At 72.5% G+C, this 20,929-nt stretch carries 25 protein-coding genes and 1 riboswitch; of the genes, 5 read left to right on the top strand and 20 right to left on the bottom strand.

All coding sequences use genetic code 11. The features are described 5' to 3' along the window. Nucleotides 1–22 precede the first annotated feature (22 nt). Together SNOUR_RS17665 and SNOUR_RS17660 are read right to left on the bottom strand one after the other, a co-directional pair. Nucleotides 23–397, bottom strand: a complete 375-nt coding sequence (locus SNOUR_RS17665) for a VOC family protein (RefSeq protein WP_067348180.1) — start codon at nt 395–397, stop codon at nt 23–25. Next, nucleotides 397–978, bottom strand: a complete 582-nt coding sequence (locus SNOUR_RS17660) for a TetR/AcrR family transcriptional regulator (protein ID WP_174717965.1) — start codon at nt 976–978, stop codon at nt 397–399. Before SNOUR_RS17660 ends, SNOUR_RS17665 begins: the two co-directional genes overlap by 1 nt. 307 nt (nt 979–1,285) lie before the next feature. Here SNOUR_RS17660 and SNOUR_RS17655 point away from each other — a divergent pair, with 307 nt between their 5' ends. Continuing rightward, on the top strand, nt 1,286–1,705 hold the full coding sequence (locus SNOUR_RS17655) for a VOC family protein (protein ID WP_067348178.1): 420 nt from the start codon (nt 1,286–1,288) through the stop codon (nt 1,703–1,705). A gap of 42 nt (nt 1,706–1,747) precedes the next feature. On the opposite strand, the gene SNOUR_RS17650 is transcribed toward SNOUR_RS17655, so the two are convergent. The 5 genes from SNOUR_RS17650 to SNOUR_RS17630 form a co-directional block, all read right to left on the bottom strand. Further along, nucleotides 1,748–2,107 (bottom strand): winged helix-turn-helix transcriptional regulator, encoded by a 360-nt coding sequence (locus SNOUR_RS17650; RefSeq protein WP_067348176.1) that lies wholly within the window; start codon nt 2,105–2,107, stop codon nt 1,748–1,750. A 146-nt stretch (nt 2,108–2,253) separates the two neighbouring features. Next, nucleotides 2,254–2,823: an NADPH-dependent FMN reductase gene (locus SNOUR_RS17645; protein ID WP_067348174.1), complete on the bottom strand. Its 570-nt coding sequence runs from the start codon at nt 2,821–2,823 to the stop codon at nt 2,254–2,256. Between the two features lie 110 nt (nt 2,824–2,933). Then, complete coding sequence (locus SNOUR_RS17640) at nt 2,934–3,365, bottom strand: ankyrin repeat domain-containing protein (protein ID WP_067348172.1); 432 nt, start codon at nt 3,363–3,365, stop codon at nt 2,934–2,936. A gap of 227 nt (nt 3,366–3,592) precedes the next feature. Beyond that, a complete protein-coding gene (locus SNOUR_RS17635; RefSeq protein WP_376738524.1) occupies nt 3,593–4,627 on the bottom strand; it encodes an asparaginase in 1,035 nt (344 codons plus the stop codon). 52 nt (nt 4,628–4,679) lie between these two features. Then, nucleotides 4,680–5,441 carry an RsiG family protein gene (locus tag SNOUR_RS17630; RefSeq protein ID WP_067348170.1) on the bottom strand — a complete coding sequence of 254 codons (762 nt, stop codon included), beginning with the start codon at nt 5,439–5,441 and terminating at the stop codon, nt 4,680–4,682. Between the two features lie 174 nt (nt 5,442–5,615). Between SNOUR_RS17630 and dtd the strand changes: the two genes are divergently transcribed. Then, nucleotides 5,616–6,041 (top strand): D-aminoacyl-tRNA deacylase, encoded by a 426-nt coding sequence (gene dtd / locus SNOUR_RS17625; RefSeq protein ID WP_039633993.1) that lies wholly within the window; start codon nt 5,616–5,618, stop codon nt 6,039–6,041. A 268-nt stretch (nt 6,042–6,309) separates the two neighbouring features. Here the strand turns inward: dtd and ygfZ are convergent, their stop codons facing one another. The 6 genes from ygfZ to SNOUR_RS17595 form a co-directional block, all read right to left on the bottom strand. Next, complete coding sequence (gene ygfZ / locus SNOUR_RS17620) at nt 6,310–7,290, bottom strand: CAF17-like 4Fe-4S cluster assembly/insertion protein YgfZ (RefSeq protein WP_067348168.1); 981 nt, start codon at nt 7,288–7,290, stop codon at nt 6,310–6,312. Nucleotides 7,291–7,320: 30 nt separating this feature from the next. Continuing rightward, nucleotides 7,321–7,776, bottom strand: coding sequence for a Fur family transcriptional regulator (locus tag SNOUR_RS17615; RefSeq protein WP_067348166.1), 456 nt, complete (start codon nt 7,774–7,776; stop codon nt 7,321–7,323). A 21-nt stretch (nt 7,777–7,797) separates the two neighbouring features. Continuing rightward, on the bottom strand, nt 7,798–8,835 hold the full coding sequence (locus SNOUR_RS17610) for an ABC transporter substrate-binding protein (RefSeq protein ID WP_067348165.1): 1,038 nt from the start codon (nt 8,833–8,835) through the stop codon (nt 7,798–7,800). Between the two features lie 27 nt (nt 8,836–8,862). Further along, complete coding sequence (locus SNOUR_RS17605; RefSeq protein ID WP_067348163.1) at nt 8,863–9,636, bottom strand: ABC transporter ATP-binding protein; 774 nt, start codon at nt 9,634–9,636, stop codon at nt 8,863–8,865. Beyond that, entirely contained in the window at nt 9,636–10,679 is a 1,044-nt protein-coding gene (locus SNOUR_RS17600; RefSeq protein ID WP_067348160.1) for a FecCD family ABC transporter permease, read from the bottom strand. Before SNOUR_RS17600 ends, SNOUR_RS17605 begins: the two co-directional genes overlap by 1 nt. Before the next feature lie 151 nt (nt 10,680–10,830). Then, nucleotides 10,831–10,915, bottom strand: a riboswitch (cobalamin riboswitch). Between the two features lie 72 nt (nt 10,916–10,987). Continuing rightward, the gene (locus SNOUR_RS17595; protein WP_067348159.1) at nt 10,988–11,575 is read right to left on the bottom strand and encodes a heme-binding beta-barrel domain-containing protein; all 588 of its coding nucleotides are present in this window, start codon (nt 11,573–11,575) and stop codon (nt 10,988–10,990) included. 296 nt (nt 11,576–11,871) lie between these two features. Here SNOUR_RS17595 and SNOUR_RS17590 point away from each other — a divergent pair, with 296 nt between their 5' ends. Continuing rightward, nucleotides 11,872–12,237 carry a DsrE family protein gene (locus tag SNOUR_RS17590; protein ID WP_039633976.1) on the top strand — a complete coding sequence of 122 codons (366 nt, stop codon included), beginning with the start codon at nt 11,872–11,874 and terminating at the stop codon, nt 12,235–12,237. 51 nt (nt 12,238–12,288) lie between these two features. Here the strand turns inward: SNOUR_RS17590 and SNOUR_RS17585 are convergent, their stop codons facing one another. The 7 genes from SNOUR_RS17585 to SNOUR_RS17560 form a co-directional block, all read right to left on the bottom strand. Then, nucleotides 12,289–12,588 carry a DUF3099 domain-containing protein gene (locus SNOUR_RS17585; protein ID WP_079142744.1) on the bottom strand — a complete coding sequence of 100 codons (300 nt, stop codon included), beginning with the start codon at nt 12,586–12,588 and terminating at the stop codon, nt 12,289–12,291. Nucleotides 12,589–12,751: 163 nt separating this feature from the next. Further along, the gene (locus SNOUR_RS17580; RefSeq protein WP_067348157.1) at nt 12,752–13,039 is read right to left on the bottom strand and encodes a DUF1416 domain-containing protein; all 288 of its coding nucleotides are present in this window, start codon (nt 13,037–13,039) and stop codon (nt 12,752–12,754) included. Between the two features lie 45 nt (nt 13,040–13,084). Beyond that, on the bottom strand, nt 13,085–13,930 hold the full coding sequence (locus SNOUR_RS17575) for a sulfurtransferase (RefSeq protein WP_067348154.1): 846 nt from the start codon (nt 13,928–13,930) through the stop codon (nt 13,085–13,087). A gap of 209 nt (nt 13,931–14,139) precedes the next feature. After that, on the bottom strand, nt 14,140–14,247 hold the full coding sequence (locus tag SNOUR_RS49265) for a putative leader peptide (protein ID WP_350309850.1): 108 nt from the start codon (nt 14,245–14,247) through the stop codon (nt 14,140–14,142). Between the two features lie 216 nt (nt 14,248–14,463). After that, nucleotides 14,464–15,165, bottom strand: coding sequence for an LmeA family phospholipid-binding protein (locus SNOUR_RS17570; RefSeq protein ID WP_067348152.1), 702 nt, complete (start codon nt 15,163–15,165; stop codon nt 14,464–14,466). 198 nt (nt 15,166–15,363) lie between these two features. Continuing rightward, nucleotides 15,364–16,656: a hypothetical protein gene (locus SNOUR_RS17565; RefSeq protein ID WP_067348151.1), complete on the bottom strand. Its 1,293-nt coding sequence runs from the start codon at nt 16,654–16,656 to the stop codon at nt 15,364–15,366. 10 nt (nt 16,657–16,666) lie between these two features. After that, nucleotides 16,667–16,969, bottom strand: a complete 303-nt coding sequence (locus SNOUR_RS17560) for a MoaD/ThiS family protein (RefSeq protein WP_067358434.1) — start codon at nt 16,967–16,969, stop codon at nt 16,667–16,669. A 131-nt stretch (nt 16,970–17,100) separates the two neighbouring features. Here SNOUR_RS17560 and SNOUR_RS17555 point away from each other — a divergent pair, with 131 nt between their 5' ends. Together SNOUR_RS17555 and SNOUR_RS17550 are read left to right on the top strand one after the other, a co-directional pair. After that, nucleotides 17,101–18,834, top strand: a complete 1,734-nt coding sequence (locus SNOUR_RS17555; RefSeq protein ID WP_067348149.1) for an ABC transporter ATP-binding protein — start codon at nt 17,101–17,103, stop codon at nt 18,832–18,834. After that, on the top strand, nt 18,831–20,864 hold the full coding sequence (locus tag SNOUR_RS17550) for an ABC transporter ATP-binding protein (RefSeq protein WP_099055704.1): 2,034 nt from the start codon (nt 18,831–18,833) through the stop codon (nt 20,862–20,864). The genes SNOUR_RS17555 and SNOUR_RS17550 overlap by 4 nt, the downstream gene beginning before the upstream one ends. Nucleotides 20,865–20,929 lie beyond the last annotated feature (65 nt).

Raw genomic sequence — 20,929 nt, 5'->3', positions numbered from 1 at the left:
GGGAGCCCCACCGCCGCTGGTCTCATGCCGGCGACATCACCTCGTAGAGATTGCGGTCGGCGTCGACGAAGAACAGGCCGCGGGGGCACAGCGGGTGGTCGATCCGGCCGTTGTCCAGGTGGTCCGGGGCGTTGCCGTAGGGGATGCCGGCCGACCGGAGGCGGGCGAGGACCCCGTCGAAGGTCTCGGGATCGACGTCGAAGGCCAGGTGGTGGCCCTCGGGGTCGGGGACGGCCATGAAGTCCAGGGTGAGCGTCTCGTTGACCCGGACCGGGGCGAAGTGGCCGTCGCGGCCGGCCGGCGGGAGCTCCGGCAGGCCCATCACCGAGGCGAAGAAGCGGGCCGCCGCGCGGTGGTCGGTGGCCGGGACGATGGTGTGGTTGAGGCTGACGGGCATTAGGCGCTCCCGGGGTCGGTGAGGGTGCCGCGGAGCAGCACGGAGACGAGTTCCTCGGTGGTGAGGGGGCTGTGGCCCGGGCCGGCGGGCGAGGGCAGCCGGCTGAAGAGCAGCCCCAGGAAGGCGGCGGCGACCCGCTCGGGGCTCAGTCGCAGCACCTCCCGGTCCGGCTCGATCAGCTCGACCACGGCGTCCTGCATGGCGTGGAAGGACCGCGTCCGGGCGTCCTCGGGCGGAGCGCCGTCCGCCCGGGTCCCCGGCGGGAGCCCGCGCTCGCGGCGGTGCCCGGTGGCGTAGAGGCTTCTGACGACGGTGCCCATGCGCTCCATGTGGGCGCAGAGGGCCTCGGCGGCTTCGGTGAGCCGCGTGACCAGCGGCTGGTCGAGGGGGACGGAGGCGAGTTCGCGCAGCACGTGATCGACGCCCACGGCCTCGGCCACGCAGGCGTCCAGCAACTCGTCCTTGTCCTTGAACGCACGGAAGATCGTGGCCTCGCCGATCCCGGCGGCGCGGGCGATCTGACTGGTGGTGACGGCCGCCCCGTGCTCCCCGATCAGAGGGAGGGCGGCGGAAACGATCATGGCTCGCCGCTGTTCGACGCTCATGCCGGGGGCCCGGCGGCGCGGCGGCTTGCTCTCGGCGGAAGAGGTGGTGGGCGACATGTCACCACGGTACGGAGTGAGTGCTCACTCCGTCAATGGGCAATGCCGCGGGAGGCGCACCCGCCGCCCCGTCCCTAGACTTCTGAAAGGCGAGCGACGGCCTTCACGCAGGCGGGCGACGCGCGCCGGCCACACCGTCGGCGGCCCGCCGACACCCGGCCCGACGCGCGACGACGACCGGCGGGACAGGCGGCCGGCCGGCGAGATCCCCGAGGGGCGGCACACCATGGAATGGAAGCTCGCGCTGGTGCCGATTCCGGTGAGCGACGTGGAACGCGCGAAGCGGTTCTACAGCGAGCGGGTCGGCTTCGCCGTCGACTTCGACGTCCGGCTCGACGACGGCGTGCGGATCGTCCAGCTGACCCCGCCCGGATCGGACTGCTCGATCGTCCTGGGAGCGGGCGACGGGGTGACGCCGGTGCGCCCCGGCTCGGTGCAGGGGGTGCAGCTGGTGGTGCCCGATGTGGCCGCGGCCCGCGGCGAGTTGCTCGCCCGCGGGGTGCCGGTCGGCCCCGTGCGGCACGTGGAGAACGGGGCACTCGCCGACGGCCCCGGCGGGGCGTGGAACTCGTTCGTCTACTTCAGCGACCCGGACGGGAACGGCTGGGCCGTGCAGGAGGGCCCGGTCGACCCCGCCGACCGGTGATGACGGCGATGACGGCGACGGCCGGCGCGCCGCCGGTCGGGATCAGACCGCGTCCGGATGGCGCTGCCCGTGGGTGGCCTCCAGATGGGCCATGTGCTGCCGCCCCCAGGCGCCCAGCGGGGCCAGCGCCTCGTTGAGCGACATGCCGAGCCCGGTCAGCGCGTACTCGACCTTCGGGGGGACCTGTGCGAACACCTCGCGGTGGACGATGCCGTCGGCCTCCAGCTCGCGGAGCTGCTGGACGAGCACCTTCTCGCTGATCCCCGGCAGTTCCCGGCGCAACCGGCCGAACCGCCGCGGGCCCTGGGCGAGCGCCCACAGGAGCAGCACCTTCCACTTGCCGCCGATGACGTCCACGGCGGCGTCCAGCCCGCACTCGTAGGGGCCCTTCCGTCCGCCCACGCCAACCCCCTCCACGTTCCCCGCGACACCGGCGCGCCTCCGTGCGCACCCGCCTCAAGTATCGACGATCGCGCTGCGGTGCCCATGGCCGCGGCGGCGCGACCGGGAGCGCCGCCGTGTCGCGCGGAACGCCCGGCCGGGTCGGCTCAGTTGCCGTACGGACGGGCCGTGCGCGCCTCCCGCAGGGCCAGCGCCCACCAGGCCAGCTGGTTCAGCAGCGCGTCCGCGGCCCGGGCCGGCGGCTCCGGGTCGCGCAGCTGCCCCTGGTCGTCGAAGGGGCCGCCGGTGAGCGCGAAGCTGACCGTCTCGCGCACCGTCGTGGCGTGCAACTCGGCGAACACCAGCCGCAGTTGCTCGACCGCGCGCAGGCCGCCGGAGATCCCGCCGTAGGAGACGAAGCCGACCGGCTTGGCCTGCCACTCGGCGCGCAGCAGGTCGATGGCGTGCTTGAGCGGGGCCGGGAAGGAGTGGTTGTACTCCGGCGTGATCACGACGAACGCGTCCGCCTGCTCCACGCGCTTGGCGTACGCGATCAACTCCGCGCTCCCGTGCCGGAGTTCGTAGGGCCGGACGGCCTCCAGATCGATGACGTCGACCGCGAGGTGCGGGTGGGCGGCGCCGATGTGCCGGGTGAACCACTCGGTGACGACCGGGGCGAACCGGCCCTCCCGGGTGCTGGCGACGATCACGGCGAGGGTGTAGCGCTCTGCGGACATGTGAGGCCCTTCGTGGCGGAGTGGAGTGCGACGGCCACGACGTTAAAACCTCAATCAAACATGAGGTCAAGCGGCGGGGGGCGAGCAGGGACGGCCCGCCCCCGGGGCCGTCACTCCGCGCCGAACAGCTCCAGCAACTCCGTCTTCTGGAACATCCGCGCCGTCTCGATCGCCGACGGCGCACCGGCCGCCGGATCGGCACCGTGCGCCAGCAGGACCTTCACGACCTCGTCCGCCCCCTTGAACACCGCACCGGCAAGGGGGGTCTGCCCCCGGTCGTTGGCCCGATCGACGTCCCCGCCGCGCTGCAACAGGGCCTCCACGGTGGCCGGGTGACCGTGGTAGGCGGCGAGCATCACCAGGGAGTCGCCCCTGTCGTTCGTCAGGTTGGCGGGCACGCCCGCGTCCACATAGGCGGCGACGGTGTCGGTGTCACCGTGCCGCGCCAGGTCGAACACCTTGGCCGCGAGCTGCAGCACCTCGGGGTCGTGCGCGTGCTCGATCGCCTCGGGCCCCTGCGGCTCGGAATTCGCGTCACTCATGGTCGCCGGCCTCCTGCTGTGGTGGTGAGTAGCCATTACGGATGCACCGCCACTTTAGGTTTTCCCGGCCCCCTGCGTGACGGATGCGGGGGCGCGGATTCCGCCGGGTCCGCCCGGGCGCGGGGCCGGACCGCGGCGGGGCGCCCACCGACCGGCCGGCCCGAGGACCGGCACGGGCGGCAGGGACCGCCGCCCGGAACCACCACGTGGGACGACCCGGAGCCCGCTCAGAAGGCCGCCCGGATCTCCCCCACCCGGCTCGCGCCCCCGTGCAGCGGAACGTCCTCGATCCGCGCGAGCACCGCGTCCTCGACGCCCATCCCGCGCAGCACACGGGCCAGAACGGGCCCCAGCGTGCGCCCCGCACCATCGTCGATCTTGAAGGCCAGCGCCCGCCCGTCCGGCAGGGCCAGTGCCTGCACCGCCTCGGCGCCCATCTTGGAGAGGGTGCCGGGAAGGGCCCGCATCAGCCAGGTGTCCGGCCGGCGGGTGCCCGCGACGTACTCCGGGTGCGCCCGCATCGCATCCGCCACGCGCCGCTCCGGCGTCCCCGGCTCGGCGAGCACGAAGTGCCGGTAGGCCCGCGCCAGCCCGGTCAGCGACAGCGACATCAGCGGCGCCCCGCAGCCGTCGGTGCCGATGTGGGCGACGTCCTCGCCGCCCGCCGTGCGGACGACGTCCAGGATCAGCTGCTGGAGCGGGTGGTCCTGCGCCAGGTACGTCTCCAGCGGCCACCCGTTCAGCGCGCAGGCCGCGAGCATCGCGGTGTGCTTGCCGGAGCAGTTCATGGTGAGCGGGTCCCGGACGTTGCCGGCCGCCAGGTAGTGCTCCGCCTCCTGCGGGTCCAGCGGCAGGTCCGGCGGCGTCTGCAGCAGCTCCGCGGAGAGCCCGTGCTCGGCGAGCATGGTCCGCACCAGGTCGAGGTGGAACGCCTCGCCGGAGTGGCTCGCCGCGGCCAGCGCCAGCCGCTCCCCGGAGAGGTCCAGGCCCGCCCGCAGGATCGCCGCCGCCTGCATCGGCTTGTTCGTCGAACGCGGGAAGACCGGCGCCGCGACGTCACCGAGGGCCTGCTCGATGCTCCCGTCGGTCGCCAGCACCACCAGCGAGCCCCGGTGCCGGCCCTCGACGAAGCCGGAGCGGACGACCTCGGCGAGCACCGGCGACGGCACCGGGGCGACCGGCGTCCCGGGTGCCGCCGCGGACGACGACTGCTCGGGTATCGGGGTGGGCGAGGACGAGGACGAGGTCTTCGACGAGGTCAAGGCCGGCCTTCCGGGGGACGGGGACCCGCTCCCGCAGGCGGCTCGTGGCCGATCAGGAGAGCAGGTCGTCTACTTGGGCTTCGCCTTCACGGTACCTGCGTGCGATTTCCGCACTGCAATCGTCGGTCGTGCGCTGCAGGGACTGACGGCGCTGCGAGATCTGCCGCTCGTAGCTGATCAGCCGCGCCATCCCGTCGTGCAGCTCCTCGTCCGTACGGGCCGTGAGGTCCGACAGCTCGACCTCGCCGAGCATCTCGTCGGCGAGCCGGCGGTACTCCTCGCTGTGCGGGGTGCCGAGCGTCACATGCCGGGCGGACGAGCGCTGGCGCGACGGGAGGTCGGTGAGGATCTCGGGCAGCCGGTCCAGCAGCGGCGAGTGCGGCCCGGTGCGGCGGGCGATCTCGGCGCGGAGGATGTCGATCCGGCCCTGGAGCAGCCGCCGCAGATAGCTGAGGTCGGCCTCCTCCTGCTGGCAGTCGCGGCGCACCACGCGCAGCTCGGGCAGGCTCAGGCCGGACAGCTCCGGTGGGCCGGCCGGACGGAAGCGGTCGCGCTGCTGCGGGGGGCGGGCGGTCTGTGCCTGGCCTGCCTGGAGCATGGGGTCGTCCTTGGTACGGGCGGGCTCGACGGGAGCCGGCGCCGGGGTGGTGGTGGTCAGGGCCCGCGGGGCCTCCGGGGCGGTCGGGGTCTCCGGGACGACCGGTCTGGGAGGGCTGGACGGCGGGACGGGGCGGGCCGGCGGCGGGCCGCCGACGGGTGCCGTACGGGCGGTTGGCACGGGGCCGGGAGTCTGGCCGGCGCCGAGTGTGGTCATGGATCGTTCCGTCCCCTCGTCCGGTGCCGCGTCCAGGGCATGTTGTCCGTGAAACGCACCGCGTGCACGCATCGTGCCACTCTGTGCGGCCCGTGTGCAGGGCCATGGCACTCGAACGGCCCTTGTGGGGGTACCCGGGCCGCGGCGCCGGGGCGGCCCGGCATGATGGCGGGTATGCGAGCTGTGGTGCAGAGGGTGAACGGCGCACGCGTCGAGGTGGCGGGCGAGACGGTCGGCGAGATCGTCGGTGAGGGGCTGTGCGCCCTGGTGGGCGTCACGCACGACGACACCCCGGAGAAGGCCGCGCAGCTCGCCCGGAAGCTGTGGTCGGTGCGGATCCTGCAGGGCGAGAAGTCCTGTTCGGACAACGGCGCGCCGCTCCTGGTGATCAGCCAGTTCACTCTCTACGGTGACGCGCGCAAGGGCCGTCGTCCCACCTGGCAGGCGGCTGCGCCGGGCCCGGTCGCCGAGCCGCTGGTCGACGAGGTGGTCGCCAGGCTGCGGGCGTTGGGCGCACAGGTGGAGACCGGGCGGTTCGGCGCCGACATGAAGGTGTCGCTGACGAACGACGGGCCGTTCACGGTGCTGCTGGAGGTCTGAACGGCTCCTGGGGGCTCCCGAGGGGGAGGGAACGGATCCCCTAGGGGACGCGAAGGCCCCCTGCGGGGCCACAACGTGACGGGCCCGGACGCGTATTCCCGGATACGCATCCGCGTGGCGCGTTCCCGGGAGCGCGTTCCCGGACGCGCATCCGCGGGGCGCGTTCCAGGGAGCGCATTCCCGGACATGCATTCCGGGGCGCCTCACCGGGTGGGGCACGAGACGGCCCACCCCGTAGGGCGCCCCGTGCGCCCCGTGCGCCCCGTTCCTACGGTTCGACCACGACCTCCTGGGCCGCCGCCGTGCTGCCCGCGAGCAGCGGGGCGTCGGTCGGGACGTTGCGCTTGACGAGGGCCAGGGCGATCGGGCCGAGTTCGTGGTGGCGGGCCGAGGTGGTGATGAAGCCCAGCTGGCGGCCCTCCTCGCCGTCCGCGGCCAGCCGGACCGGCGTCCCGTGCGGCGGGAGGTGGACCTCGCTGCCGTCGAGGTGGAGGAAGACCAGGCGGCGCGGCGGCTTGCCGAGGTTCTGGACCCGGGCGACGGTCTCCTGGCCGCGGTAGCAGCCCTTCTGGAGGTGGACCGCGCCGCCGATCCAGCCGACCTCGTGCGGGATGGTGCGGTGGTCGGTCTCCAGGCCGAGCCGCGGGCGGTGCGCCTCGACGCGCAGCGCCTCCAGGGCGAGGATGCCGATCGCGGGACCCTCAGCGGCGGCGAAGGACTCCAGCTCGGCGCGCGGCAGGAACAGGTCGCGGCCGTGCGGGGTCTCCCGCACGGTGGTGCCCTCGGGGGCGTCGACGATGGAGCCGGCCGGGAGGTGGACGACGGCGAAGTCGTCGGTGCGGTCGGCGACCTCGACCCGGTAGAAGAACTTCATGCTCTCCAGGTAGGCGATCAGCGCCTCCTGTTTGCCGGGCTCGGTGTGCAGCCAGGTCGTCTCGCCGTCGTCGACCAGGTAGACCGCGTGCTCGACGTGGCCGTTCGCGGAGAGGATCAGGGCCTCGGTGGCCTGCCCGGGCGGGAGTTCGCTGACGTGCTGGGTCAGCAGCAGATGCAGCCAGCTCAGCCGCTCGGGGCCGCTGACGGTCAGCACGCCGCGGTGCGAGAGGTCCACGAAGCCGGATCCGTCGGCGAGGGCGCGTTGCTCCCGGAACAGGTCGCCGTAGTGCGCGGCGACGCCTTCGTCGGGGGCCTCGGCGGGGACGGCGCCGGGCAGCGACAGCAGGGGGCTGGCGGATGAATGTCGCAGCATGGGGCCAGCCTACGACCAGCGGGCGGTGTGCTACCCGTTTCCCTCGGCCGTACCGCCGCCCTGCGCGGCCCGGGCCGCGCAGCCCGTGCACCGGCCGAAGATCGCGAAGTGCTTCATGTCGGTCTCGAAGCCGAACTGCTTGCGGAGGGTGGCCGCGAACGGCGCGGCCACCGACAGGTCCGCCTCGATGACGTCGGTGCAGTCCCGGCACACCAGGTGGAGGTGGTGGTGGCGGTCGGCGAGGTGGTAGGTGGGCGCGCCGTGCCCGAGGTGGGCGTGGCTGACCAGCTCCAGCTCCTCGAGGAGTTCCAGGGTGCGGTAGACGGTGGAGATGTTGATGCCGCCGGCGGTCTTGCGCACCTCGGTGAGGATGTCGTCCGGGGTGGCGTGCTCCAGCCTGTCCACCGCCTCCAGCACGAGTTGTCGCTGCGGGGTCAGGCGGTATCCGCGCCTGCGGAGGTCGCTCTGCCAGTCGGTGGTCACCACACGGCCAGTGTAGGAGGGCGGTCAGTCGGTGCGCACGCCCCGCAGATATCGGGCGAGGTCGCTGATGGCGGTGGGGTTGCGGGGGCTTTCGACGAGTTCGGCGTAATCCATCACGTAGATGCGGTGGTGCTTGATCGCCGAGACGCCGGCGATCGGGGCGTAGGACTCCAGGAACGCCTTCTTCTGCGCGGCGGAGGTGTCGCCGTAGTTGTTGATGACGATGACGTCGGGATCGCGGGCGACGACGGTCTCCCAGCCGACGGTGGTCCAGGAGTCCTCGAGGTCCTTCATGACGTGGTCGCCGCCGGCCTTGGTGATGATGTCGTGCGGGGCGGCGTACTTGCCGGCGGTCAGCGGCTTGTCGCGGCCGTCGTCGTAGAGGAAGACGGTGGGGCGTTGGGCCGGGGTCCGGGCGGCGGCGTCGGCGATCTGCTTCTTGTACGTGCGGATCAGGGCCTGGGCGCGGTCCTCGACGTCGAAGATCTTCCCGAGGGCGGTGAGGTCGGTGTAGAGCGCCTCCAGGGGCGGCATCACGCCGCGGGCGCCGGCGCCGGTGCCGTTGTGGCAGGACTCGGTCAGGACGTAGGAGCCGATGCCGAGCTTCTTCAGGGCGGCGGGGGTCAGGCCGTTGCCCTCGCTGAAGCCGTAGTTCCAGCCGGCGAAGACCAGGTCGGCCTTGGCGGCCAGGGCCGTCTCCTTGGTGAGGGCCTTCTTCGACAGCCAGGGGACCTTGTCGTAGGCGGCCTTCCAGGGGACCTTGGTGAGGTCGCCCTTGTCGTCGGGCATGGCGTAACCGGCCATCCGGTCCTCCAGGCCCAGCGCGAACATGATCTCGGTGATGCCGACGTCGTTGGTGACCACGCGGCGCGGGGCGTGCGGGTAGGTGGTCCGGGTGCCGCAGTTGGTGACGGTGACGGGGTAGTGCCCGGAGGCGCGTTCGGCGGTGTCGTGGGTCGGGTCGGCGACGTGGGCGCCGCAGCCGGTGACGGCCAGGGCCAGGGCGGCGAGCAGGGCGGCGGGGCGCGGGGCGCGGCGGGCGGGGCGCGGGGCGTGGGGCATGGGGTCCGGGTTCCTCGGGGAGCGGGCTCAGGCGGCGGGCAGGCGGTCGAACAGCAGCTGGACGGCGCCGGTTTCGGGGTGCCGCACGCGGTGCGCACGGACGCCGAAGACCTCGGCGAGCAGCTCCGCGGTGAGGACGTCGTGCGGCGGGCCGGAGGCGACGATCCGGCCGTCGGCGATGACGTGCAGCTCGTCGCAGTGCACCGCGGCGAGGTTGAGGTCGTGCAGCGCGGCGAGCACGGTCAGCCCGCTGTCCCGGACCAGCGCCAGGACGTCCAACTGCTGGGCGATGTCGAGGTGGTTGGTGGGCTCGTCCAGGACCAGCACCCGCGGTTCCTGGGCGAGGGCGCGGGCGATCAGGACGCGCTGCTTCTCGCCGCCGGAGAGCCGCAGGAAGCCCCGCTCGGCCAGGTGGGCGGCGCCGACCCGGGCCAGCGCCCGGTCGCAGAGCGCGCGGTCCGCGGCCCTGGGCCGCCCCGAGCCGCGCTGGTGCGGCAGCCGTCCCATCGCGACGACCTCGGCGGCGGTGAAGTCGAAGTCGGTGCCCGCCTCTTGGGGCAGCGCGGCCAGTAGCCGGGCGGCCTCCCGGGCGGTCAGCGCGTGCAGGTCGGTGCCGTCCAGGTGGACGGTGCCGGCGGCCGGCCGCAGGGCGCGGTAGACGCACCGCAACAGGGTCGACTTGCCGCTGCCGTTGGGGCCGACCAGCCCGATGAGCCGGCCGCTGCCGGCGGTCAGGGTGACGTCGTGGACGAGCCGCTGCCCGGCCACCGCCACCGACAGCCCGGAGATGTCGAGCCGCATCAGGCACCGCCTCCGAAGGTGTAGCGGCGGCGCCGCATCAGCAGGACGAAGCAGGGCACGCCGATCACCGCGGTGATCACCCCGACGGGCAGTTCCACGGGCGCCATCAGCACCCGGGAGAGCAGATCGACCCAGACCAGCAGCACCGCGCCCAGCAGCGGCGCGACGGCCAGCACCCGGCGGTGGTCGGCGCCGACCAGCATCCGGGTGGCGTGCGGCACCATCAGCCCGACGAAACCGATCGCGCCGCTGACCGCGACCACCGCGCCGGTGGCCGCGGCGGCCACTACGAACAGCTCGCGGCGCAGCCGTTCGGGGTCCACGCCCAGCGCGGCGGCGGTCTCGTCGCCCATGGCCAGGGCGTTCAGCCGGCCGGCGGAGAGCAGCAGGTGGGTGAGGGCCGCGGCGACGGCCAGCCCGGCGATCGGCACCGAGCCCCAGCCGGCGCCGCTGAGGCTGCCGAGCAGCCACATCATCGCCGAGCGGGCCGATTCGCCGCGGTCGGCGGTGAACACCATCAGGGTGGTGATCGCGGAGAAGCCGTAGTACATCGCGGTGCCGGTCAGCACCAGCCGCATCGGGGTCAGCCCGTGGGCGGTCCGGGCGGCGGCGTAGACCAGGACCATGGCGAGCAGCGCGGAGCCGAAGGCGGCGACGGACAGTGCCCAGACGCCGAGTGCGGTGAGCGTCCCGAAGAGCAGGACGGCGTTGGCGCCGACCGCCGCGCCGGAGGATATGCCGAGCACGAAGGGGTCGGCGAGGGCGTTGCGGACCAGGGCCTGGACGGCGACGCCGATGGCGGAGAGGCCGGCGCCGACGACCGCGGCGAGCACCGCGCGGGGGAACCGCAGCTCCCAGACGATGGTGTACGCGGCGACCTCGTCGGGTCGGATGGTGCCGCCGGTCAGTCCGGCGCCCAGATAGCGCAGTACCTGCGGCCAGCCGATCCCGGCGGCGCCGAGGGCGGTCCCGCACAGCAGCGAGCCGGCCAGGACGGCGGCCAGGGCGACGGCCAGGGGAAGGGTGCGGACGGGACGTGCCAAGGGTGGTCAAGCCTTCGGCTCGGGCCGTGTGCGTGGGGGTCCCCCTGCTCCTCAAGAGCTTGGGGGAGGACAAGGAGCGACGGCCCGAGCCAGGCGACGGCGGCGTCCCCTCGCAGTCCACGGCGAGTTGATGAGGATCCGGCGCCGCCGCGGGTGATCGGGCTTGCGGAACGGTGCCCCTTCGGGACGTCCGCATACCGTTGCGGGTCAGCGCCGGACTCTCACCGGACTTCCCCCGCGGGGCGCGTCATGCAGTTGTGGTGCGGACCGGTCGGCCCGCGGGGCACCCCGGCGGTGGCCGGGGGAGCTCAGCCCTCGTACGGCGTGCCGTCCGGGCGGAAGAAGGAGACGCCGTCGGGCATGTCGTCGGGCAGGCTCTCGGCCCACTCCTTGAGGTCGGCGACCTTCTTCAGCTGCGCGGACATGTAGGGGCGCAGCGGGACCTCCGGAGTGGACTTCTCGCCCACCCACATCAGGTCGCCCTTGACGTAGCCGTAGAGCCGCTTGCCCCCGCTGTACGGGCTGGCCGCGGCGGTCCGCGCGATGGCGTCGGTGGCGAGGTCGATCTGCGGCTTCTTGTCGGCCAGCTCGCCGTACCAGATCTCGACGACGCCCTGGTCGCGGGTCATCACGACCTCGACCTTGCGGCCCTCGTCGACCCGCCAGAAGCCGGTCTCGGTCTCCAGCGCGTGGACCTGCTTGCCCTCGCTGTCGAGCACCCATGTGCGCGAGGTGTATTCGAGGAAGTCGCGGCCGTCGTGGGAGAAGACGACTTCCTGACCGAAGTTGCACTTCTCGGCGCCGGGGAAGTCGAAGACGCCGGCGCCCTCCCAGCGGCCGAGGAGGAAGGCCAGCGGGACCAGCGACGGGTTCAGGTCGGACGGGATCTCGATCATGAGCTCAGGCGATCTGTAGTGGGGACGTGGGTCAGCGCTGGCCCTGGTACAGCTTCTTCCAGGTCAGCCCGGCGAACGCGATCACGCCGACGGCGACCAGAACCAGCAGGGTGGTGAAGAATGCCTCAAGCACGAGCGCGCTCCTTGGGCGGAGTGAGGTGTTACGGACCGCCTGCGAGTCTAGTCGGCGCCGTCGGGGGCGGCGCTGTGAGGTCCACCGTGGCCGTGCGTCCGGTCGTCGGACTCCCCGCAGGGCGTGCGCGCCCCGGCGGCCCGGTCGCGCCTACGCTGGGCCCATGGCGAAGAAGCTGGTGATCAAGGTGACGGCGGGCGCGGACGCGCCCGAGCGGTGCTCGCAGGCGTTCACGGTGGCGGCGGTGGCGGTGGCCAGCGGCGTCGAGGTGTCGCTGTGGCTGACCGGGGAGTCGGTGTGGTTCGCGATGCCGGGGCGGGCGGCGGAGTTCGAGCTGCCGCACGCGGCGCCGCTGCCGGAGCTGATCGACGGGATCCGCGCGGGCGGCGGGGCGATCACGGTCTGCACACAGTGCGCGGCGCGCCGCGGTATCGAGGAGAAGGACCTGATCGAGGGGGCGGGCATCGCCGGTTCCCAGCTGTTCGTCAGCGAGATCATGCCGGAGGGCGTGCAGGCGCTCGTCTACTGAAGTCGTCTACGGAAGCGGGCCGGCTGCCGGAGCGGGCCGGGCGATCGGGCGTCAGCTCCGGCGGCGGTCCTCGTCGTCGCGGTCGTCCAGCTCGCGCCACCAGCGGTCGGACTCCGGGTCACCGGACTCGTCCCACCAGCGCTCGCCCGGTTCCCGGCGGTTGCCGATGACGGCCGCGACGGGCGGGATGACCATGGCGACGACGCACATCGCGACCGCGACCGGCACGGACCACAGCCGCACCACGCTCCACGCCAGCACGAACAGCACCAGGCACACGCCCATCAGGACGAAGTACCGGCGATGGCGGCGCTGCGGCGGGGTGAGCCGGCGGTGCGCATGCGCGTACATACGTCCACGGTAAGTCCGTCGCGGCCCGGAAAGAAGCCCGGACGGGCCCTTCCGCGCCGGGGCGACACGGAGGGCCGCACCCCTCAGCCAAGGCGTCCAAACCCCTGGGGCGCGGCCCTCCGGCCGTACGGACCCGGGTCCCGGGTCCGTACGCGCGTTGCCGTCAGACGGCGATGGCGACCTCCGACAGCCCGCCCTTCTGGGCGACGACCTTGCGGTCCGCGCTGCCGCCCGGCACGAGGGCGCGCACCGTCCAGGTGCCCTCGGCCGCGTAGAAGCGGAACTGTCCGGTCGCGGAGGTGGGGACCTCGGCGGTGAACTCGCCGGTGCTGTCCAGCAGGCGGACGTAACCGGTGACGGGCTGGCCGTCGCGGGTCACGCTGCCCTGGATGGTGGTCTCACCGGGCTTGATGGTCGAGGCGTCCGGGCCGCCGGCCTGTGCTCCACACATAGCGGTACTTCCTTGAGGGGTAGGGAGGAGAGGGGGCTCTCGGGCTTACTTGTTGGCGCCGAGCTCGATCGGGACGCCGACCAGCGAGCCGTACTCGGTCCAGGAACCGTCGTAGTTCTTGACGTTGGTCTGGCCGAGCAGCTCGTGCAGCACGAACCAGGTCAGCGCGGAGCGCTCACCGATGCGGCAGTAGGCGATGGTGTCCTTCGCCAGGTCCACGGCCTCCTGCTGGTAGAGGGCGGTGAGCTCCTCGTCCGACTTGAAGGTGCCGTCGTCGTTGGCGTTCTTCGACCACGGGATGTTGCGGGCGCTGGGCACGTGGCCGGGGCGCTGCGACTGCTCCTGCGGGAGGTGCGCCGGGGCCAGCAGCTTGCCGCTGAACTCGTCGGGGGAGCGGACGTCGACCAGGTTCTTGGTGCCGATCGCGGCGACCACGTCGTCGCGGAAGGCGCGGATCGAGGTGTCCTGGGCCTGGGCCTTGTACGCGGTGGCCGGGCGGGCGGGGACCTCGGCGCCGTCGACCAGGTCGCGGGAGTCCAGCTCCCACTTCTTGCGGCCGCCGTCGAGCAGCTTGACGCTGTCGTGCCCGTAGAGCTTGAAGTACCAGTAGGCGTAGGACGCGAACCAGTTGTTGTTGCCGCCGTAGAGGACGACGGTGTCGTCGTTGGCGATGCCCTTCGCGGAGAGCAGCTTCTCGAAGCCCTCCTGGTCGACGAAGTCGCGGCGGACCGGGTCCTGGAGGTCCTTCTTCCAGTCGATCCGGACGGCGTTCTTGATGTGGTTCTTGTCGTAGGCCGAGGTGTCCTCGTCGACCTCGACGATGACGACCTTCGGGTCCTCCAGGTGGGCCTCGACCCAGTCGGCGTCTACCAGGACGTCGCTACGGCTCATGTCGTTCTCTCCTCCGGGGCAGTTGCGGGGGGGGGGGGGGGGATTGAGGGGTGCACACGGGTACGCCGGACGGCGCGGCGCGACGGGATGCGCGCGGCGCTGTGCTGGGGACACGTGAAGGGGCGCGGCCTTGGGGAGACGGCCGGCCGGGACGGTGGGTCACCCCCGCTTCCGTTGCGGAAGAGCGCGGGGAGGGAGCCAACGGCCCGTCAGACAGGGCGACAGAGCATGGCGGCGACGCGGCACAGGTCGACTGCCCGCCGCTTCGTCAGTACCGCCTGTCTCCGTGGACGGAGACCGCTCAATGCGCTCTGCATGGCACCGATCGTAGGGAGGGAGAGCGCGGCATGTCACCGGTGTGTCAAATGGCGAGATGTGATTGTCCGCGATACGGGATGCGTGTGCCGGGAAACGAGGCCGGGAGGGCCCGGCGGGGGCGCCGCCGATGAGGGGGTCTGGTTTACGGACTGGGATGTCTCAGGGTGTGGACGGGTGGCGGTCCGGTGGGGCGGTCCGCCACCCGCCGGGGCGGGTCAGCCGGTGAGCTTGACGTCGGTGCCGGACGCGGTGACCGTGATGCCCTGCGCGGTCGTGGTGACCTTCTCCAGCTTCAGGCTGCCCGGCAGCTGGTCCAGCTTCCAGCCGTGGTCGGTCTGGGCCCGCACCTTGCGCTCGCAGCCGGGGATCGCCTGGCACATCGCGGGGATGCGCTCGGCCCGCACCTGGACGGTGTCGCCGTGGACGATGTCGATCGTGCCGGTGACGTCGAACGAGCTGAGCAGCGGGATGTTGGGGGAGATCTTGACCTGGGCGCGGCCGTTCTTCTCGCCGCCGTAGGAGATCTTGACGCCGCCGCCGGCCGCGTTGGTCATGTCCGCGTAGGAGATCTCGGCCGTGGCGGTGGCCGAGGCGGCGCTCTGGATGGAGGTGTAGTCGCTGGTCAGCGCGACGTCGTGGAACTGCGCCGAGAGATGCTTGAGGGTCAGCGTGCGCCCCTCGGAACGGGCCGCCACATGGTCGAGTTCGGCGTCGACCTCGTCGAGGTTCCGCCCGGCGACCTGGGTCAGGAACGGGAAGCCCTTGATGGAGACCTCGGGCGTCGAGGTGATCCCGTTCATACTGCGGAGCTTGTCCGCGGCCTTGCTCTCGGCGAGATTGACCGCGACGCGGTCGGCCGCCACGAACAGCCCGCCGAATATCACGACGAGCACCAGCAGCACCTTCAGTGCGCGCATCGAACCACTACCCCCACTTGTGGCCGCCGGGCCGGGGTGCGTCCCGTCGGCCGATTCGTCCAATCCGGTACGCGAGCCCCCAGCCCGCGCTCCGGGAACCCTAGACGAACCGGTCGCCGGAACGGGAGCGGCGGCCGTACCGAGCGCCGAACCCTGCGCTCCGTACGGCCGCCGCGGCGCTGCGTGGCGGGCCTGGGGCTACCCCAGCGCCCGGCCCAGCACGTAGACCGCCGGGGCCGCGAGGGCCAGCGGCAGGGCGACGCCCGCGGTCATGTGGACGAACTTCGACGGGTAGTCGTAGCTGGCCACCCGCAGGCCGATCAGGGCGCAGCCGCCGGCGGCCAGGCCCAGCAGTGCCGCGGTGGCCCCCATGCCGGTCAGCTGGCCGGCCGCGATGCCGCCGCCGGCGCCGGCCAGCAGGCCGAGCACCAGGGTGAGCGGGCCGGGCAGCGGCAGCGCCCGGGCGAGCGTCGCCAGGGCGACCGCGGCGGCGCCGACCGCCACCGCGTCCGGGTCGGCGGCCAGGTGGCCGGAGGCGAGCACGGCCAGCGCGGACGAGGTCAGGCCCGCGGTCAGCGCGTACATCCGCTCGTCCGCGCTGCTGCGGTTGCGCAGCTGGAGGACGATGACCAGCAGGCACCACACGCCGAGCGTGCCGATGGCCACCAGCGGCGCGTCCTCGTGCGGGGTGGCCAGCAGACCGACGTCGGTGGCCACGCCGCCCAGGAAGGCCAGCGCGATGCCCTGGCGGGCCGGCCACATGCCGTTGAGCCGGAACCAGCCGGCGGCGGTGACGGCCTGGAGCAGCACCACCGGGACCACCAGGACCGGGCGGGCCACCGGCGCGGCCAGCGCCAGCAGCAGGGCGAGTAGCGCGGTCAGCGCGGCCGGCTGGATGCCCGGCGGGATGATCGGCGAGCGGCCCTCGGCGCGGGCGATCTGGTTGGGCTTGAGCGGCGCGGCGGGGGCGGGCGCGGCGGCCTCCGCCTCCGGGTGGCCGACCGGCACCGGCTCGACCGGCACCGGCTCGGCGGTGGCGGTGGTCCCGTGCGCGGCGCCGTGGGCACCCTGGTGCGCGCCGTGCTGCTGTGCGGCTGCCGGGACCGGGGCCGCGTAGGCGTCCGAACCGTAGGCGTCGTTCCCGTAGGCGTCCGGTCCGTAGCCGTCCTGCCCGTAGGGGGCGGCGGACTGGTGCTGCGGCTGCCCGTACGCGTCGTAGCCGTAGGGCTGCTGTGCGTGCTGCGCCTGTTGGGGATGCCGGTGCTGCGGGGCCGGTTGGGTCGGCTGCTGCGGCTGCTGCTGCATATAGGGGTCGTAGGGCTGCTGCCCGTACGGGGTGCCGTAGGCCGTCTGCGGGTCGTACCCGGGGTGCGGGGACGGGGGAGCGTAGCCGGGGGTGTCGCCGTGCGGCGGCGCCGTGGGGTGGTGGCCGGGTGACGGGTCGGTGTACGGGTCGTACGGGTTCTGGTGCTGCGGCTGGTTGTCGCTCATGACCCTCTGCTCATCCTCCGGCGAACGGCGGCAGGACCTCGACGGTGCCGCCCTGGGTCAGCGGTACCTCCGCATGATCGCGGGAGCCGACCTGGACGCCGTCCACCAGGAAGGAGCAGCGCAGCAGGACGCGGGCGAACTCCGGGTTCGCGGTGTGCGCGGTGCGCGCCGCGTCCAGTGCCTCGGCGAGCGTCGCCGCCGCGTACGGCTCCTCTGCGGCGCCGGCGGCGGCCTTGGCCGCGGCCCAGTAGCGCACGGTGCCAGTTGTTGTCACGGCGGCCTCTTCACGTCGGGGGGCTCTTGCCGCCTCCATGATGGCGTACGCGGCGGCCGGCCCGGTTCCGGGCAAGTTCGGGTAAAGAGTTTGCGGCGGTCCGGGACGATTCCTGCACGGTTCGGGGAAATTCGATTGCCGAAGGCAAGTGTTCGCATAGGCTCCGGCCTGTGTTGGTCCGACTCGCGCGGGCGCATCTGCGGCCCTACAGGCGCTCCATATCCCTGATCGTCCTGCTCCAGCTGATACAGACGCTGGCCACGCTCTATCTGCCGACCCTCAACGCCGACATCATCGACAACGGTGTCGTGGCCGGCGACACGGGCTACATCTTCCGCGTCGGCGGCTTCATGATCGCGGTGACGGTGCTCCAGATCGCCTGCGCGATCGGCGCGGTGTACTTCGGCGCCCGCACGGCCATGGCGCTGGGCCGGGACATCCGGGCCGCGGTCTTCGACCGGGTGCAGTCGTTCTCCGCCCGCGAGGTGGGGCGCTTCGGCGCGCCGTCGCTGATCACCCGCACCACCAACGACGTCCAGCAGGTCCAGATGCTGGTCCTGATGACGTTCACGATGATGGTCTCGGCGCCGATCATGTGCGTCGGCGGCATCGCCATGGCGCTCAACCAGGACGTGCCGCTGTCGGCGCTCCTCCTGGTCATCGTCCCGGTCCTCGGGATCCTCGTCTCACTGATCGTGCGTCGGATGCGTCCGCTGTTCCGCGGCGTGCAGGAGCGCATCGACACCGTCAACCGCGTGCTGCGCGAGCAGATCGCCGGCATCCGCGTCATCCGCGCCTTCGTCCGTGACCGGTACGAGCGCGAGCGGTTCGCCGGGGCCAACACCGGTCTCTACGACATCTCGATCCGCGCCGGCCGGCTGATGTCGATGATGTTCCCGCTGGTCATGCTGATCGTGAACCTCTCCAGCGTGGCCGTGGTCTGGTTCGGCGGGCTGCGCATCGACGCCAAGGAGATGGAGATCGGGGCGCTGACGGCCTTCCTCAGCTACCTGATGTACATCCTGATGTCGATCATGATGGCGACGTTCATGGTGATGATGCTGCCGCGCGCCGAGGTCTGCGCCGAGCGCATCCAGGAGGTGCTGACGACCGAGTCCAGCGTCACCCCGCCCGCCGCACCGGTCGGCACGCTGCGCCGGCACGGCGAACTGGAGCTGCGGGACGTGGAGTTCCGCTTCCCCGGCGCCGAGCAGCCGGTCCTGAAGGACATCTCCCTGACCGCCCGCCCCGGCGAGACCACCGCCGTCATCGGCTCCACCGGCTCCGGCAAGTCCACCCTCCTCGGGCTGGTGCCCCGGCTCTTCGACGCCACCGGCGGCACGGTCCTGGTCGACGGCGAGGACGTGCGCACCCTGGCCCCGGAGACGCTGGCCGCGGTGATCGGCCTGGTGCCGCAGAAGCCGTACCTCTTCTCCGGCACGGTCGCCAGCAACCTGCGGTACGGCAACCCGGACGCCACCGACGACGAGCTGTGGCACGCCCTGGAGATCGCGCAGGCCCGGGACTTCGTCGAGCGGATGGAGGGCGGCCTGCACGCGCCGATCGCGCAAGGGGGCACCAACGTCTCCGGCGGTCAGCGACAGCGCCTGGCGATCGCCCGCGCCCTGGTCCGCAAGCCGGAGATCTACCTCTTCGACGACTCCTTCTCGGCCCTGGACTACGCCACCGACGCGGCTCTGCGCGCCGCACTGGCCCGGGAGACCGACCGGGCCACCGTGGTGATCGTCGCCCAGCGGGTCTCCACGATCCGCGGCGCCGACCGGATCGTGGTCCTGGACGAGGGCCGGATCGTGGGCACCGGCACCCACGGCGAGTTGATGGCCGGCAACGAGACCTACCGGGAGATCGTGCTCTCCCAGCTCACCGAGCAGGAGGCGGCATGACCACCGCGGACAAACAGGGCTTGGCCACCGACCGGGCCCCGGGGGCGACGCCCGCCGGTGCCTCCCCGGAGGCGCCCACGTCGGCCCCCCGCCGCGGCCCGGCCCCCGGCGGCGGTCCGATGGCCCGCATGATGGGCGGCCCGATCGACAAGTCCCTGAACTTCAAGGGCTCCGGCAAGCGGCTGCTGGCCCAGATGCGGCCGGAGCGCGGCCTGATCACGGTCGCGCTGCTGCTCGGCGTGCTCAGCGTGGCGCTGACCGTCGTCGGCCCCAAGGTGCTGGGCCGGGCCACCGACCTGATCATGGCCGGCATCGTCGGCCGCGACCTGCCCGCGGGGCTGACCAAGGAGCAGGCCGCCGACCTGCTGCGGGCGCACGGCCAGGGCGGGCTCGCCGACCTGGTCGCCAGCATGCCGGTGGCCCCCGGCCCGCACACCGACTTCGGCGCGGTGGGCATGGTCCTGCTCTTCGTCGCGCTGATCTACGTCGGCTCCTCCGTCTTCGGCTTCGTCCAGGCCCGGATCGCCACCCGCGTCGTGCAGCGCACCGTCTTCCGGCTGCGCGAGCAGGTCGAGGAGAAGCTCGCCCGGCTGCCGCTGAGCTACTTCGACAAGCAGCAGCGCGGCGAGGTGCTCTCCCGCGCCACCAACGACATCGACAACATCCAGCAGACGCTCCAGCAGACCCTCAGCCAGATAGTGGCCTCGCTGCTGACGATCGTGGGCGTGCTGGGCATGATGTTCTGGATCTCCTGGCTGCTGGCCCTGGTCGCCCTGGTCACGGTGCCGGTCTCGGTCGTCGTCGCCACCAAGGTCGGCAAGCGCGCCCAGCCCCAGTTCGTCCAGCAGTGGAAGACCACCGGCAAGCTCAACGCGCACATCGAGGAGATGTACACCGGACACTCCCTGGTCAAGGTCTTCGGCCGGCAGAAGGAGTCCGCCGCGCTGTTCCGCGAGCAGAACGACGCGCTCTACTCCGCGGGCTTCAAGGCCCAGTTCATCTCCGGCATCATCCAGCCCGCGATGATGTTCATCGGCAACCTCAACTACGTCCTGGTGGCCGTGGTCGGCGGCCTGCGCGTCGCCTCCGGCGCGCTGTCCATCGGCGACGTCCAGGCGTTCGTCCAGTACAGCCGCCAGTTCAGCCAGCCGCTGACCCAGGTCGCCTCGATGGCCAACCTCGTCCAGTCCGGCGTGGCCTCCGCCGAGCGGGTCTTCGAACTCCTCGACGCCGAGGAGCAGCACCCCGACGCCGAGCGGCCCGCCCGCCCGGAGCAGGTCACCGGCCGGGTCGCCTTCGAGGGCGTCTCCTTCCGCTACGACGAGAACAAGCCGCTCATCGAGGACCTCTCGCTGTCCGTCCGCCCCGGCCAGACCGTCGCCATCGTCGGCCCGACCGGCGCCGGCAAGACCACCCTGGTCAACCTCCTGATGCGGTTCTACGAGGTCCGCGACGGCCGGATCACCCTCGACGGCGTGGACATCGCGGAGATGTCCCGTGAGGAGCTGCGCGGCCACATCGGCATGGTCCTCCAGGACACCTGGCTCTTCGGCGGCACCATCGCCGAGAACATCGCCTACGGCGCCCCCGAGGGGACCTCCCGCGACAAGGTCGTCGAGGCCGCCAGGGCCACCCACGTCGACCGCTTCGTCCGCACCCTTCCCGACGGCTACGACACCGTCATCGACGAGGAGGGCGCCAACGTCTCGGTGGGCGAGAAGCAGCTCATCACCATCGCCCGGGCCTTCCTCGCCGAGCCGGCCATCCTCGTCCTGGACGAGGCCACCAGCTCGGTCGACACCCGCACCGAGGTGCTGATCCAGCACGCCATGGCCCAACTCCGCAGCGGCCGCACCAGCTTCGTCATCGCGCACCGCCTCTCCACCATCCGGGACGCCGACGTCATCCTGGTGATGGAGAACGGCTCGATCGTCGAACAGGGCACCCACGACACCCTGTTGTCCGCGGACGGTGCCTACGCCCGCCTGTACGCGGCCCAGTTCGCGGAGGCCGTGACGGAGGCGGGGTAGCGACGCCGTGCCCCGGTGGTGCCACCGGGGCGGGGCACTGACAGCGGCCACGACATCGGGGAACG

Origin of the sequence: Streptomyces noursei ATCC 11455 (assembly GCF_001704275.1) — a bacterium.
Lineage (GTDB): Bacteria > Actinomycetota > Actinomycetes > Streptomycetales > Streptomycetaceae > Streptomyces > Streptomyces noursei.
Note: the sequence above shows the minus strand (reverse complement) of the source record. Positions and strands in the feature narration are given on the sequence as shown.

Excerpts from the sequence above, each read along its gene's own strand:
- SNOUR_RS17665 (WP_067348180.1), bottom strand. The coding sequence starts at position 397 with ATGCCCGTCAGCCTCAACCACACCATCGTCCCGGCCACCGACCACCGC.
- SNOUR_RS17660 (WP_174717965.1), bottom strand. The coding sequence starts at position 978 with ATGATCGTTTCCGCCGCCCTCCCTCTGATCGGGGAGCACGGGGCGGCC.
- SNOUR_RS17655 (WP_067348178.1), top strand. The coding sequence starts at position 1,286 with ATGGAATGGAAGCTCGCGCTGGTGCCGATTCCGGTGAGCGACGTGGAA.
- SNOUR_RS17645 (WP_067348174.1), bottom strand. The coding sequence starts at position 2,823 with ATGTCCGCAGAGCGCTACACCCTCGCCGTGATCGTCGCCAGCACCCGG.
- SNOUR_RS17640 (WP_067348172.1), bottom strand. The coding sequence starts at position 3,365 with ATGAGTGACGCGAATTCCGAGCCGCAGGGGCCCGAGGCGATCGAGCAC.
- SNOUR_RS17630 (WP_067348170.1), bottom strand. The coding sequence starts at position 5,441 with ATGACCACACTCGGCGCCGGCCAGACTCCCGGCCCCGTGCCAACCGCC.
- dtd (WP_039633993.1), top strand. The coding sequence starts at position 5,616 with ATGCGAGCTGTGGTGCAGAGGGTGAACGGCGCACGCGTCGAGGTGGCG.
- ygfZ (WP_067348168.1), bottom strand. The coding sequence starts at position 7,290 with ATGCTGCGACATTCATCCGCCAGCCCCCTGCTGTCGCTGCCCGGCGCC.
- SNOUR_RS17610 (WP_067348165.1), bottom strand. The coding sequence starts at position 8,835 with ATGCCCCACGCCCCGCGCCCCGCCCGCCGCGCCCCGCGCCCCGCCGCC.
- SNOUR_RS17605 (WP_067348163.1), bottom strand. The coding sequence starts at position 9,636 with ATGCGGCTCGACATCTCCGGGCTGTCGGTGGCGGTGGCCGGGCAGCGG.
- SNOUR_RS17595 (WP_067348159.1), bottom strand. The coding sequence starts at position 11,575 with ATGATCGAGATCCCGTCCGACCTGAACCCGTCGCTGGTCCCGCTGGCC.
- SNOUR_RS17590 (WP_039633976.1), top strand. The coding sequence starts at position 11,872 with ATGGCGAAGAAGCTGGTGATCAAGGTGACGGCGGGCGCGGACGCGCCC.
- SNOUR_RS17585 (WP_079142744.1), bottom strand. The coding sequence starts at position 12,588 with ATGTACGCGCATGCGCACCGCCGGCTCACCCCGCCGCAGCGCCGCCAT.
- SNOUR_RS17580 (WP_067348157.1), bottom strand. The coding sequence starts at position 13,039 with ATGTGTGGAGCACAGGCCGGCGGCCCGGACGCCTCGACCATCAAGCCC.
- SNOUR_RS17575 (WP_067348154.1), bottom strand. The coding sequence starts at position 13,930 with ATGAGCCGTAGCGACGTCCTGGTAGACGCCGACTGGGTCGAGGCCCAC.
- SNOUR_RS49265 (WP_350309850.1), bottom strand. The coding sequence starts at position 14,247 with ATGCAGAGCGCATTGAGCGGTCTCCGTCCACGGAGACAGGCGGTACTG.
- SNOUR_RS17570 (WP_067348152.1), bottom strand. The coding sequence starts at position 15,165 with ATGCGCGCACTGAAGGTGCTGCTGGTGCTCGTCGTGATATTCGGCGGG.
- SNOUR_RS17565 (WP_067348151.1), bottom strand. The coding sequence starts at position 16,656 with ATGAGCGACAACCAGCCGCAGCACCAGAACCCGTACGACCCGTACACC.
- SNOUR_RS17560 (WP_067358434.1), bottom strand. The coding sequence starts at position 16,969 with ATGGAGGCGGCAAGAGCCCCCCGACGTGAAGAGGCCGCCGTGACAACA.
- SNOUR_RS17550 (WP_099055704.1), top strand. The coding sequence starts at position 18,831 with ATGACCACCGCGGACAAACAGGGCTTGGCCACCGACCGGGCCCCGGGG.